The 13,644-nt window shown below is 66.5% G+C and carries 10 protein-coding genes and 1 tRNA gene; 2 read left to right on the top strand and 9 right to left on the bottom strand.

Annotation, left to right across the window (positions count from 1 at the left end):
- Window positions 1-37: 37 nt before the first annotated feature.
- From AC5RT8_RS07360 to AC5RT8_RS07325, 8 genes are all read right to left on the bottom strand, one after another.
- A tRNA-Asn gene (locus AC5RT8_RS07360) sits at window positions 38-110 on the bottom strand.
- Between the two features lie 73 nt (window positions 111-183).
- Window positions 184-2,208 (bottom strand): DNA primase, encoded by a 2,025-nt coding sequence (dnaG, locus tag AC5RT8_RS07355; RefSeq protein WP_494095053.1) that lies wholly within the window; start codon window positions 2,206-2,208, stop codon window positions 184-186.
- A gap of 148 nt (window positions 2,209-2,356) precedes the next feature.
- The gene (locus tag AC5RT8_RS07350; protein WP_494095052.1) at window positions 2,357-5,413 is read right to left on the bottom strand and encodes a thioester domain-containing protein; all 3,057 of its coding nucleotides are present in this window, start codon (window positions 5,411-5,413) and stop codon (window positions 2,357-2,359) included.
- A gap of 131 nt (window positions 5,414-5,544) precedes the next feature.
- Window positions 5,545-6,828 carry a deoxyguanosinetriphosphate triphosphohydrolase gene (locus AC5RT8_RS07345; RefSeq protein ID WP_494095051.1) on the bottom strand — a complete coding sequence of 428 codons (1,284 nt, stop codon included), beginning with the start codon at window positions 6,826-6,828 and terminating at the stop codon, window positions 5,545-5,547.
- Between the two features lie 8 nt (window positions 6,829-6,836).
- A complete protein-coding gene (gene dusB, locus AC5RT8_RS07340; protein ID WP_494095050.1) occupies window positions 6,837-8,009 on the bottom strand; it encodes a tRNA dihydrouridine synthase DusB in 1,173 nt (390 codons plus the stop codon).
- 212 nt (window positions 8,010-8,221) lie between these two features.
- Window positions 8,222-9,127: a GNAT family N-acetyltransferase gene (locus AC5RT8_RS07335; RefSeq protein WP_494095049.1), complete on the bottom strand. Its 906-nt coding sequence runs from the start codon at window positions 9,125-9,127 to the stop codon at window positions 8,222-8,224.
- Window positions 9,127-10,515, bottom strand: coding sequence for a glycine--tRNA ligase (locus tag AC5RT8_RS07330; protein ID WP_494095048.1), 1,389 nt, complete (start codon window positions 10,513-10,515; stop codon window positions 9,127-9,129). The genes AC5RT8_RS07335 and AC5RT8_RS07330 overlap by 1 nt, the downstream gene beginning before the upstream one ends.
- 226 nt (window positions 10,516-10,741) lie before the next feature.
- Entirely contained in the window at window positions 10,742-11,737 is a 996-nt protein-coding gene (locus tag AC5RT8_RS07325) for a DMT family transporter (RefSeq protein ID WP_494095047.1), read from the bottom strand.
- A 77-nt stretch (window positions 11,738-11,814) separates the two neighbouring features.
- Between AC5RT8_RS07325 and AC5RT8_RS07320 the strand changes: the two genes are divergently transcribed.
- Window positions 11,815-12,045: an RNA-binding S4 domain-containing protein gene (locus AC5RT8_RS07320; protein ID WP_494095046.1), complete on the top strand. Its 231-nt coding sequence runs from the start codon at window positions 11,815-11,817 to the stop codon at window positions 12,043-12,045.
- On the opposite strand, the gene AC5RT8_RS07315 is transcribed toward AC5RT8_RS07320, so the two are convergent.
- Window positions 12,042-12,704 carry an alpha/beta hydrolase gene (locus AC5RT8_RS07315; RefSeq protein WP_494095045.1) on the bottom strand — a complete coding sequence of 221 codons (663 nt, stop codon included), beginning with the start codon at window positions 12,702-12,704 and terminating at the stop codon, window positions 12,042-12,044. The genes AC5RT8_RS07320 and AC5RT8_RS07315 overlap by 4 nt on opposite strands.
- A gap of 75 nt (window positions 12,705-12,779) precedes the next feature.
- Between AC5RT8_RS07315 and AC5RT8_RS07310 the strand changes: the two genes are divergently transcribed.
- A complete protein-coding gene (locus AC5RT8_RS07310; protein ID WP_494095044.1) occupies window positions 12,780-13,637 on the top strand; it encodes an SGNH/GDSL hydrolase family protein in 858 nt (285 codons plus the stop codon).
- The last annotated feature ends 7 nt before the right edge of the window (window positions 13,638-13,644 follow it).

Here is a 13,644-nt window from a genome sequence, read left to right as displayed (position 1 = left end):
CTGACCTGCACAGCTGCAGGTCAGGGATTTATGTTTGCTCCCCCGACTGGACTCGAACCAGTAACCCTTCGATTAACAGTCGAATGCTCTGCCAATTGAGCTACGGGGGAAAGCGGCAGGTTTTACTTTACAGAGATTCCGCGCCGAAACGAAATCGGCACCCAACCGGACGGTGCAGGGCCCCTACTGGTCCCCCCGCAGGGCCCGCCGCTGCATTTCCAGCTCCATGAGCTCGCGGTTGAGTCGGTGGAACAACTCCTGGTCCGCGTTGGGGTCCAGCCGCTGCAGCTGGCCCAGCTTCTCCGCCTTCAGATGCGTTACCTGCAGTTCAAAAAGGCGGTTGAGGATGTCTCGGCAGTACATGGCCAGCGCATCGGCGTCACGGGCGGGCAGGGGCGTCACCGCCATCTCGCTGACCAGTCCGCGCAACGGCTCCGGCAGTTCCCCGCGCACCCGTTCCACCCAGGCGGCGGGGGCGGTTCCGGCGTCTCCTGCGGCGCGGATCGCGTCGTGGACAGCTATATAGGCGGGGACGGTGAACCGGACGGCCTTGAACCGTTCCCACTGCCCGGCGTCGAGCATTCCCGGCTGCTGGAGCGCGACCTCCAAGGCCTGGCGTTCCATTCGGGCGGCTGGATCGTTCAGGCCGGGAGAGCTGACCGCAGGCGCGGCCTCCGGTTCAGGCTGCCGGGCATAGGTGGGCGCCGGGTTCCGGCCCTGCCACTGCTGCGGGGAAGGCTCACTGAACCGGGACTGCTGGCCATACTGCTGCGGGCCGCCGCGCTGGCCGGCTTGTTGCCGGGACGGCTGACCTTCCTGACGCCGTCCGGTCGGGGACTGCGGGCCCGCCCCGTCTCCGGTGGGGGATGCCTTGCCGCGTTTTGCGGCGGCGTTGACCGCCCGGCTGACGTCGTCGACGTCGGTTCCCAGCCATCCGGCGAGTTCCCTTGCATAGGCCGGCCGCATAGCCGGGTCGCGGATGTCCGCCACCACCGGTGCCGCTGCACGCAGTGCCGAGACGCGGCCCTCCACGGTATTCAAATCGAACTTGCGCAGCGTGGAGCGGATCGCGAACTCGAACAGCGGACGGCGGGAGGAAATCAGTTCGGCAACGGCGGAGTCGCCGTGGGTTTGGCGGATATCGCAGGGGTCCATGCCGTTGGGGTCCACGGCCACGTAGGTCTGCGCGGTGAACCTCTGGTCCTCTTCGAAGGCACGGAGGGCCGCCTTCTGGCCGGCGGCGTCGCCGTCGAAAGTGAAGATGACCTCTCCCCCGGTGCCGTCGTCGGACAGCAGCCGGCGGGCAATCTTGATGTGGTCGGTGCCGAAGGCGGTACCGCAGGTCGCGACGGCGGTGGTGATGCCGGCGAGGTGGCATGCCATCACGTCGGTGTAGCCTTCCACAACCACAATCTGCCGGGTCTTGGCGATGTCCCGCTTGGCGAGGTCAATGCCGTACAGCACCTGGGACTTCTTATACAACGGGGTCTCGGGGGTGTTGAGGTACTTGGGGCCCTGGTCGTCTTCGTAGAGCTTGCGGGCCCCGAAGCCGATCACGGCACCGGTGAGATCGCGGATGGGCCAGATCAGCCGGCCGCGGAACCGGTCATAGAACCGGGAAGCGTCCGAGCCGGTGGAAAACATCCCGGTCTCGGCCAGTTCCTCGCGGGTGAAGCCCTTGGACGTCAGGTGCTTGAGCAGCGAATCCCAGCCCTGAGGCGCATAGCCCACACCGAAGTGCTCCGCCGCCGCCGGGTCAAAGCCCCGCTCCTGAAGGAATGTCCGGGCTGCCGCCGCCCCCTGGCTGCCGAGCTGGCTGCGGTAAAACTCCGCGGCCACCTTGTGCGCATCCAGCAGCCGCTGGCGCTTACCGACGTCCTCCCGGCGCGGACCGGTACCGCCGTCTTCGTAGTGCAGTTCGTAGCCGAGCCGGGCGGCGAGCTTCTCCACCGTTTCGGAGAAGGTTCCGTGGTCCATCTTTTGGACGAAGGAGATCACGTCGCCGCTCTCCCCGCAGCCGAAGCAGTGGTAGGTGCCCACCTGCGGGCGGACATGGAAGGACGGCGAGCGCTCGTCGTGGAACGGGCACAGTCCCTTGAAGGAGCCGATGCCCGCGGATTTCAGGGTCACGTATCCGTCAATCACGGCCTTGATGTCAGTGCGCAGCCGCACTTCATCGATATCTTCACGCTTGATCAGTCCGGCCATGACTTCAACTTTACTTCCGGTTTCCTTCCTAAACTTCCTACCGTCTTGCAGGAACGTCCGATGTCCTGCCGAATCCCTGTGCGCACCGTCCTCCTGATCCACTCCCGCTCAGGGCGCCGGGCTCACCAAGTCAAAGGACCGGGCTTCGCTACCCTTCCCGGCGCCGGCTGAGGAAAATGCCAAGTCCCCCGAGCAGGCTCAGACCTGCAGCCAGTGCCAGGTAAGCTCCGGTCCGGATCTCCACCCCGGTCGAGGGAAGCCCCGGGCGGTCTTCCTGATCAGGTGCCGGCGCCGGTGACTCTGCGAACGCGTAGGTGTTGGTGACAATCGCAGTGGCCGTTCCATTGGCGGGCACCGTCACCGGTCCGGGGAGCTCCGCCTGCACCTGCACCGCAGAGGTCGCGCCGGTACCGGATTCCGTTACCGTGCATTCGGTGCCCGCCGTCAGGCCGTCGAATTCGGCAGTCACTTCGCCGGTGGCCCCTGCCGGTACCCGTACCGTTTCGTCCAGCACCGAACCGTCCGGGCCGCAGGACACCTGGAGCACTACCTCGCCTTGCTGCCCGGCAGCTTCGCCGGCAAACACCTTGGTGACGACGAGCGTCCCCGGGACGAAACTGTAGGTGTCTGTCACCGTGGTGTTGATGGTCTCGCCGGCGAGGATTTCGATGTCGCCGGGCAGGTCCGTGACCACGGTGACGACGGCGCTCTCCCCGGTGACCGGCTCCGTGATGGTGCAGATGGCGCCGGCGGGGATGTTCTCGAACAGTGCTCCGACCTCTTCGGTGGTCCCGGCCGGAACGTTGGAAACCTCCTCGAACACCGTCTCCCCGTCCAGGGTGCACAGGACATCGATCTCGAGCGCATCCTGGTTCCCTGCCCCCGCACCCGCAATGGCCTTGGTGACGGACAAGGAGCCCGGCTTCACCGCGTAAATGTTGGTGACGGTGGCTTCCGCCGTTTCCCCGGCGGCTATGGTCACTTCTTCGGGCAGGTCCACCATGACCTCAACGGTGGACGTTTCGCCCGTGACCGGCTCCGTGACCGCGCAGACCGCTCCCTCTGGAATGCCGCTGACGGTGCCGGGAACGGTGCCCCCGGCACCTGCCTCAATGGTGAGGTCCTGCCGGATTACTTCTTCCCGATCCAAGGTGCAGATGACCGAGACTGTGACGGGACCCTGTTCACGGGCCGCCGGGCCGAGGATCACCTTGTCGACTACCAGTGCCCCGGGATTGACCGTATAGGTGTCGGTGACCGACACTTCCGCGCCTCCGCCGGCAGGAATCGTCACCGTTCCGCCCGCAGGATCAACCACAGTGGTGACGCTGACCTCGGTGGTGGCACCATTGGCCGTCTCAGTGACCGTGCACGTGGCTCCGGCTGCCAGGCCCTCGAACTCCTCCGTGGTCGGCTCTGAGGTGGCGGCCGCAATCGTGACGGTTTCGTTCAGGACCGTCGCACCTCCGGCGGTGCAGGTCACCTGCAGGGTGACGACACCCTGCCGGCCGGCGCCGGGCCCGGCGATGTCCTTCCGGACAGCGAGGGTCCCGGGAGCAAAGGTGTAGTCGTTGGTCAGTGCCGCGGTGACGCTGCTTCCGGCAGGCACGGTCACCGTCCCTTCCCCGGTAACCGTGACGTTCACGGCGGTGGTTTCCCCGGTCCCTGTTTCAGTGACGGTGCAGGCTGTGCCCGCCGCCAGGTCGGGGAACTCCGCAGTGTCCGGGGTGAGTGTCCCTTCCGGAATGGTCACCGTGGTGTCCAGGACCGTGGTGCCGTCCAGGGTGCAGACCACGGAGATGGTTACCTCGCCCTGGGCCCCGGCGGCCTCCCCCGTGTTGGTCTTGGCGACCACCAGCGTGCCGGGGGCGAAGGTGTACGTGTCAGTGACCGTCGCCGTGGCCGTGGTTCCGGATACGATCGTGACGTCGCCGGGCAGGATTGTGCTGACCTGGACGCTGTCGTTGCCGCCGTCAGTGGGCTCGGTAATGCTGCAGACCGTGCCTGCCGGAATGTCGTTGAAGGTCTCCGACACCGTCCCGGTGGTTTCGGCAGGGACATTGAAGGTGAACTGGTACCCGGGTCCGCAGTCGATACTGATCACCACAGCGTCCTGGCTGCCGGCGGCGGGGCCCTCGATGGACTTGGTGACCTCCAGCGAGCCCACTTCGGTAAAGGCAGCGGACGCCGTCGCATTGGAACTCAGCTCGCGTGTGACCGCGAGGATCAGCTTCTGTGCGGTGTCCAGCCCCGCGGTCCCGCCGTCGTACAGATACACGTTGCCCGTCGGAACGGTGACCGCGGCCCGGGCCGAGATATTCGCCGGCCCCGTAGCGCCGGTATCGCTTCGCACCCAGACCTGCGTTCCGCTGGGCACGGGACTGTTCAGCGGAACCGTCCCCGCAGCGTCCGCGTAAAGGCTGAACCCTTCGTCCACCGTGACCTCGATTTCGTCCGCTTCCGACGTCACGGTGTGCGGCCCGGCAACTCCGGTTACCGGGGCTCCCGTGGTGGGCGGCGTGATCGCGATCGCCGGAGGATCCGGCTCCTCCAGCGGACCTGCAGCAATGGTGGCGTTCACGATGCCTGCCACAGTCCGGTAAAGCGAGCTGCGCGGATCAACGATGTACCCGTCCGTAAAGAACCAGATGGCTGCCTGCACGGCAGCCGCACGGGTGTTGTCATCCAAGCCGGCGGGAAGGTTCGAGCTTGGGTAATACGTGTTCAGGATCCGGTTGACGTAGCCGATGTTCGGCACGTTGGACTCATCCCAGGTGCCGCCGCCGTAGCCGACATTGACCCGTGTACTGGTACGGAGATCGATGCAGTACATCTCGGCCGTGGTGGTGCCGTAGGCATCCTGGGTGTTGATGATGCCGGCAAATGAGACGTCTTCGCGCTCATAATTCCCGGGGATGGATGACGGATAGCTCGCCACCGACCAGCTGGTTCCAAGGGGCGGCAGCGCACCGGACACGGCGCGCCCGTTACCGAGGGAGGTGATGACGATGTCCGTGTTCGAGTTTCGAACAGAGTCGTTCCCCCGCACGGGCCCGGGATCGATGACTGCCTGCGCCGGTACCGCCAACGGAACTGCCAGCAGCAGCCCGGTCAGGAACACCGCCGCAACACGGAAGCGGGACTTGCCCGCCCATTCCCTGGCATGGCGGCGGCGGAAAGGAACAGTGTGCTGATGGCTGCTCATGGATGATGTCCTCGGGTGCGCGTGTCGGCCGACCGCCTCCCGAGAGTGACTCGGGAGACGCTGAACCACCCCGCGCCAGAGGCTAACGGTCCAAACCCCCCACCGCCAGAGCACCCGCGGGAATCAGCGGACTACCAGAGTGCAGGAACCGGGCCTACCAGCCGCTCGTGGAGGGCAAGTGCCGAACCGTCCGTCAGCGAGGCGACCTGGTCGACGACGACGCGCAGCCGCGCGCCGTCGTCGGCCGCGTCCCGCCAATCGGCGGCGAACATCGGATCCAGGTGCCGATCCCCGGTGGCCGAGAGCTGGGCAACCAGGGCCGTAAGGATTTCGCGCTGGCGTTCGTACAGCGGCTGGCGCTGGTCCGTGGTCATCACGAACGTGGTGGCCAGGCCCTTCATGACGGCGATTTCCAGCTGGGTGGCCTCGGGAACCACCATTTCGGCGTGGTATCGGGTCAGCGGATCGGTGCCGTAGATGCCGCGCGTGGCTTCCAGCGCGCTGTTGCAGAACCGGCCGATCAGCTGGCTGGTCATGTCCTTCAGCGCGGCCATGGCCCGGCGGCTGCCGTCCGATTCCCGCACCCAGACAGGGGTGGCTTCCAGCCGCGCAAGGGCGGCCTCAATGGCGGCGGCGTCGACGCCGGGCAGGTACCACTGCTGGGTGTAGCCCACCACCCGGGCGCGCTGGTCCGGGTTGTCCAGCCATTTGAGCTGGACGTGTCCGGCAACAATGGCGTCTTCGACGTCGTGCACCGAGTAGGAGATGTCGTCTGCCAGGTCCATCACCTGCGCCTCGAGGCAGGAACGGCCGTCCGGGGCGCCGTTGCGCAGCCAGGTGAAGACGGGCAGGTCGTCCTCATAGACGCCGAACTTGGTGGTGCGGTGCCCGTTCACCAGCGGAGCATCGGCGATGGACCACGGGTACTTCGTAGCGGCATCGAGGCTGGCGCGCGTGAGGTTCAGCCCGGCCGGCGTGCCGTCCGGGGCGATGATCTTCGGTTCCAGCCGGGTGAGCAGCCGCAGCGTCTGGGCGTTGCCTTCAAAGCCGCCGATCGCATGGGCAATATCGTTGAGCGCTGTCTCCCCGTTGTGGCCGAAGGGCGGGTGGCCCAGGTCATGGGAGAGGCAGGCGGCGTCGACGACGTCGGGGTCGCAGCCGAGCGCGTTGCCCAGCTCCCGGCCCACCTGCGCCACTTCGAGGCTGTGCGTCAGCCGGGTCCGCACGAAGTCGTCCGTATCCGGGGCCACCACCTGTGTCTTGGCCCCAAGCCGGCGCAGCGCCGAGGAATGCAGCACGCGGGCACGGTCACGGCCGAACTGGGTGCGGTTGGTGTTTTTCGCCGGTTCTGTAACCCAGCGGGCCAGATCGACGTCGGTATAACCTGCGGTGGAAACTGCCTGCGGGAAGGTCATGGGGTGTTTTAGCCGCCTGATACGTCGAGTTCGGCTGCCGAGATGATGGCCTTCTGGGCAGCGTTGAGTTCCCGCCCGTCCAGCCAACCTTCCGGCAGGGCTGTCTTTTTGGGTGTACCGGCCCGGCCCCGCGGCCCTTCGGCATCGGTGCCGGGGTACGGAGCCTCGGGATCCAGCTGGTCCAGCAGTTCACGGAGCACCGCCAGGGACGGTACCGTCGCCAGTTTAGCGCGGAGGTCTCCCCCCACTACGTAGCCCTTGAAGTACCATGCCATGTGCTTGCGGATGTCCCGCAGGGCGATCACTTCGTCGCCGAAGGTTTCCACCAGCAGCTCGGCATGCCGGTACACGCTGTCCGAGACCTGCTTCAGCCCCGGCCGGTGCCGTGCCGTGCTGCCTTCGAACGCGGCTTCGAGGTCGCCGAAGAGCCACGGGCGGCCCTGGCAGCCGCGGCCGATGACGACGCCGTCCACGCCGGTTTCGCGCACCATGCGGATGGCGTCCTCGGCGGACCAGATGTCGCCGTTGCCCAGGACGTTCATGTCCGGGAGGGCCTCGCGCAGTTCGGCGATGGCGGACCAGTCGGCCTTGCCGGAGTAGAACTGCGATGCCGTGCGGCCGTGCAGGGTCACGGCGGCGACGCCGGAATCGCGGGCGATCTTCCCCGCGTCGAGGAAGGTCAGGTGGTCCTCGTCGATGCCCTTGCGCATCTTGATGGTCAGCGGCACGTTGCCGCGGGAGGCTTCCTTCACCGCGGTCTGCACGATGGCGGTGAACAGGTCCAGCTTCCAGGGCAGGGCCGAGCCGCCGCCCTTGCGGGTGACCTTCGGTACGGGGCAGCCGAAGTTCAGGTCGATGTGGTCTGCCCGGTCCTCCTCCACCAGGAGGCGCACGGCAGCACCAACGGTCTTGGGGTCCACACCGTAAAGCTGGACGGAGCGGACCTTTTCGTCGTCGTCGTGCTTAATGATCCGCATCGACTCCGGCGAACGTTCCACCAGCGCGCGGGAGGTGACCATTTCGGTCACGTAGAGGCCTCCGCCGTATTCACGGCAGAGCCGGCGGAACGCCTTGTTGGTGATGCCGGCCATGGGAGCCAGGATCACCGGGGTGTCCACGGTGATCGGGCCGAGTTGCAGCGGGGGAAGCTCGAGCTTGAGTTCCGGAGATAAAACAGTCACCTGTCTATTCTCGCAAGCCGATGCAAATCCTGTGCGCGTTCCCGCGAAGCGGCCCGCATATCGCCTTCCGTACAGCTGATGCTGCCTATCCAGGCCGCAGGTCGCACGTGCGGTGAGGCGCCCGCCGGCGGCGCAGGCAGCCCCGGAGCCGTGCACACAAAAGGCGGCCCCGGCGTTGTGCCCGGACCGCCTTTTGCCGCAAGCGGGGAGGGCTAGTCGCTGAGAATCAGCGTTTCGTTCCCTACCTGCCGGGCGGCGCCGGCCTTGAACAGCGGGGCCAGGGCCCGGACTACTGCGGTCATGGACTCATCCACTTCCAGCTGCACCGGATACTGGTACGCCAGCATGGCCAGCAGCGACTCCACTGCAGCCCGCGCCTCGTCCGCGTCGAGGGTGGTGTCGTAGCCCACCAGGACATCAGCGGGCTCCTCGGTGCGTTCCTGCGTGTAGCTCACCGCGAAGGCAGCGATCTTTCCGCCATCCTTCTTCGGCTTATCCCGCAGCACCACGGCACCGGAGGCACCGGTGGCGTCATTGAGCAGCATCTGCTGGGCGCGGCCCAGGGTCATGTCGGCGCGGTCCCATTCGTGCACCGCGTTGTAGAACTGCGTCACAGCCTGCGTGAGTTCCACGGAACCCGTAGCGGCTTCGTCCAGCTGGGGGCCGTCGTCGTTGAACACGGGCAGCTTCAGCCGGCCCGGTTCCACCCGCACCACGGCGGACCGCTGGATCGGGGTGAGCCCGGCGGCTTCGGCGAAGGCGGCGGCGGGCGTGCCCGGCTCCACCTTCGCCCGCAGCTTGGTGACGCCCGACGGCGCGGATTCGGCTTCCTTGCGCAGCATGGCCAGCAGTGTGCCTCCGAGTCCGGTGCGCCGGTTTTCCCGGGCGACCTCCACGTAGGCCCACAGCCGGTCCGGATGCAGGCTGGTCTCGTAGACGACGCCGGCGGCTACCGGAATGCCGTCGTCTTCGGCCACGATGCAGCGGCTCCACGGTTCGTTCGAGGAGGGACGCAGCACGGCACGGAACTGTCCGGCCTGCGGGCTCTCCGGGTCGCCCCAGAGCTGGTTGAGCTTGAGATCGTCGTCTTCACGCCATTCGCGGAATGAAATTGCCATTACGCGCCGATCAGGCGTTCGGCCAGGTAGCCCTCGACCTTGTCCAGGCTCACGCGCTCCTGCGCCATGGTGTCGCGTTCACGCACGGTCACTGCATGGTCTTCGAGGGTGTCGAAGTCCACGGTGATGCAGAACGGGGTGCCGATCTCGTCCTGGCGGCGGTACCGGCGGCCGATGGCGCCGGCGTCGTCGAAGTCGATGTTCCAGTTGCGGCGCAGCTGCGCGGCGAGGTCCTTGGCCTTGGGCGAGAGGTCCTCGTTGCGGCTCAGCGGCAGCACGGCTGCCTTGACCGGTGCCAGGCGCGGGTCCAGCTTCAGGACGGTGCGCTTGTCGACGCCGCCCTTGGCGTTGGGTGCCTCGTCCTCGGTGTAGGAGTCCACGAGGAACGCCATGAAGGAACGGGTCAGGCCGGCGGCGGGCTCAATCACGTACGGAGTGAAGCGCTCGTTGGTGGCCTGGTTGAAGTAACTCAGGTCCGTGCCGGAGTGCTTGGAGTGCGTGCCGAGGTCGAAGTCGGTGCGGTTGGCGATGCCTTCCAGCTCGCCCCACTCGGATCCGGAGAAACCGAAACGGTATTCGACGTCGGTGGTGCCCTTGGAGTAGTGGCTCAGCTTCTCCAGCGGGTGTTCGAACAGGCGCAGGTTCTCCGGGTCGATGCCCAGGTTCACGTACCAGTTGAACCGGTTCTCGATCCAGTACTTGTGCCATTCCTCGTCCGTGCCCGGCTCGACGAAGAATTCCATTTCCATCTGCTCGAACTCGCGGGTGCGGAAGATGAAGTTGCCCGGCGTGATTTCGTTGCGGAAGCTCTTGCCGATCTGGCCAATGCCGAACGGCGGCTTCTTCCGCGAGGTGGTCAGGACATTGTTGAAGTTCACGAAGATGCCCTGCGCGGTTTCCGGGCGCAGGTAGTGCATGCCCTCTTCGTTGGCCACGGGGCCGAGGAAGGTCTTGAGCAGGCCGGAGAATTCCTGCGGTTCGGTCCACTGGCCCTTGGTGCCGCAGTTGGCGCACGCAATGTCGGCCAGTCCGTTTTCGGGGGCGTGGCCCTTCTTTTCCTCGTAGGCCTCTTCGAGGTGGTCGGCGCGGTAGCGCTTGTGGCAGCTCAGGCACTCCACGAGCGGGTCGGAGAAGACCTCGACGTGGCCGGAGGCCTCCCAGACCTGGCGGGGCAGGATAACGGCGGAGTCCAGTCCGACGACGTCGTCGCGGCCGCGGACCATGTGCTGCCACCACTGCTTCTTGATGTTTTCCTTGAGTTCGACGCCCAAGGGGCCGTAATCCCAGGCGGACCGGGACCCGCCGTAAATCTCTCCCGACTGGAAGACGAAGCCTCGGCGCTTGGCGAGGGAGATGATCGGATCCAGCTTGGATTTGGTCGAAGCCATGGAAATGGTACCGCCGTTCTTTTCGTGTCTAGAGGGCCGCTGGGTGCGGTCCTCTTCTGGTCCCTTTGGCATCCGCACCACCGCGGAAACGGTGCACGGTTCTTCGCCGCCGGGCAAAGCTACAACTACCAGCTTAAGGCGGCGGCATGCTGCGGGCCTACCGGGCCCGCCGCAGCGGAGTTTTCCTTTGCCGGGCGGGGCAGGGTCGGACGCAGGTCCGGTCCGCTCAGGCGCCGGTCCGGCCGGTACGACGACGGCGGAACGGGCCGCCGGGCATGTTCCACGGCAGCGTGGCCAGCACGATGGCCAGCAGGGTCAGTAGGGTGCCCAGCACGGTGGCTGCGACTACGGTGGTTCCGGGCGCCGGGAAGACAATGTCCAGCAGCAGCGAGCCGATCAGCTGTCCGCCGATCAGGCCCAGGCTGGTCAGCAGCACGCCGAGGCTGCGCACCAGGAGCGCCGAGAGCCCGATAAACACGCATCCCATCGGTCCGCCCAGGTAGAGCCACCATTCGCCGGGCAGCGGATTGCCGAAGCCGGACACTGCCGCCTTGATGCCCCACATGACTGCCAACAGGGCCGTTCCGGAAATGAAGTTCACCAGAGTTGCCGTAATGGGAGTGCCGTAGTGCATCCCCGTGGTGCCGTTCATGGCCTGCTGGAAGCTCATGAGCATGCCGGCGGTCAGCGGCAGCAGGACCGGGAGCAGCCATTCCGACGGTTCCTGCCCGCCGGTCAGCTTCGGGCTTACTGCCCACGCGACCGCCGCGATGGTCAGGACGGCACCGACCACGCGCATCACGGTCAGTGCCTTCTTGCCGGCCGGTCCGATGCCCAGCCGGTCCACCACCAGCCCGGTCAGCGTCTGCCCGGCGACGGCCGCCACTGTGAAGACGGCCACGCCCAGTACTGCCACGGTGAGGGTCTGCGACAGGACAAAGTATCCGCCGATCATGCCGGCCAGCACGTAATAGCGGGGAAAGCGGCGTTCCCGCAGGGCTGGCAGCAGCTGGGAGGCACCGGCCCGCCCGCGCGGCAGGACAAGGCTGATCAGCACCATCACCACCAGGCCCACGCTGAAGCTCACCAGCGCCGCGGCCAGGCCGTCGTCGAGCCGCTGGCCCAACGCGCCGTTGACCCTGGACTGGACCGGCATGGCGACGCCGCCCAGCATGGACAGGGGCAGACCGATCAGCGGGGTCATCCGTACAGCGTTTGGCACCCGACCACCCTACAGCCCCGGCGCATTTCGGGACGCGCAGGAAACGGCGGTGCGCGAAGATCGGGCAGAATGGAGCCATGAGCTCCTCTGATACCCAAGACCTTCCCATCCGTGACGACATGATCCGCCTGGGCCAGCTGCTCAAACTCGCCAACCTGGCCGAGGACGGCATTCAGGCCAAACAGCTGATTGAAGACGGGCTGGTTCAGGTCAACGGAGACATTGAAGAACGCCGCGGCCGCCAGCTGCATACAGGCGATCTGGTTTCCGTCAACGGCGAAACGGTGCGGATCACCCGCGAGGGCTAGCTCGCCCGGGTGCCTGCCCGCAGCACGGTATGCACCAGGAACTCCTTGACGTGGCCCAGCTCCTGCATGTTGATGCCGTGGCCCATGTTCGAGTACAGGATCTTGGTCAGGGCCGTGTGGGCATTGAGCCAGGCATGGGTGTATTCGATCCGCGGCGCGTCAATGACCGGATCCGCCTGGTCCCGCCCCCAGAAGAACTGCACGCCGCCGGGCTGCAGTTCGTCGTCGTGGAAGAACGGGTTGTCCTGCGACGGGACCACGAAGCCGGAGAGGCCGACGACGGCGGCAAAGTCCTGCGGCCGGTGCCGCAGCAGGGTGGTGGCCACGGCCATACCCATCGAAAAGCCCAGCAGGCTCACACTGGTGTGACCGTCCCGGACCGTGTCCAGCCACGCCGCGACGTCCTCGACCGCATCCACTACCGAGTCCACCGAGTAATCGGCGTCGCTCATCAGGGGGAACCAGGTGTAGCCCGGCCCGGAGGCCTGCGGTGCCCGGACCGAGGCGATGGTGAAGTCTTCCGGCAGGTGGTCCGCCAGCCCCATCAGATCCTCTTCATTGGCCAGATACCCGTGGAAAAGCACCAGCAGCGGCGTGCCCGCCCGCTCGGCTTCGGGTTTTGACCAGAGAACAACGGGATTCCATGCGGGGTTTGTCATCCTTTTATTCTGGCATGGCCCCGAATTCACAACCTACGGTCGCGTAGCCGAAGCCCGGTTTGCAAGGATTGGCCGGTGAGTACACATTCCCTGCCCGAGGCCGCCCCTTCGCCCGAATTCCAGCAGCAGCAACCTCCCGTGCATGTCTGGTCCCGCTTTGTTGCCATGGGCGATTCCTTCACCGAAGGCATCGGGGACCCAAACCCCGACAGTCCGGGCGGCAACCGCGGCTGGGCGGACCGGGTGGCCGAGGAACTCGCGTCCGGGCAGCCTGACTTTGCCTACGCCAACCTCGCCATCCGGGGCCGGCTGCTGAATCAGATCATTGACGAACAGCTGGAGCCGGCCCTGGCCCTGAATCCGGATCTGGTCACCATCTGTGCCGGCGGCAACGACGTGATCCGCCCCGGCGGAGATCCGGACCGGCTGGCCGAACGCATGGACGGCGCCGTCGCCAAGCTGCGTGCAACGGGCGCCGGCGTTGTCCTCTTCACCGGGCCGGACCTCGGCAACACTCCGGTGCTGGGCAGCGTCCGCGGCCGGGTGGGAATCTACAACGAAAACCTGCGGACCGTAGCGAAGCGGCACGGCGCCATCATTGCCGACATGTGGGCGCTCCGCGAACTGGGTGATCCCCGGATGTGGGCGCCGGACCGGCTGCACTTCTCCCCGCTCGGCCATCACACCATTGCTGCCATGGTGCTGGATACCCTGCAGGTCCCGCATTCCCTGCAGCCGTTGGAGACCAAGCCGCTGCCGGCGAAGAACTGGCGGACGGCCCGCACAGAGGACATGGTCTGGGCCCGCGAATTCCTGCTGCCGTGGGTGGTCCGGCGGGTGCGGCACCAGTCCTCCGGTGACGGGATTTCGGCCAAGCGCCCCCAGGCCGGTCCCATGTTCGGCCAGAGCATGCCGCAGGGATCCGCGGACTAGGGCAGCG

The organism is Arthrobacter sp. Ms25 (assembly GCF_059090365.1).
This window is presented reverse-complemented; position numbering and strand designations above follow the sequence as displayed.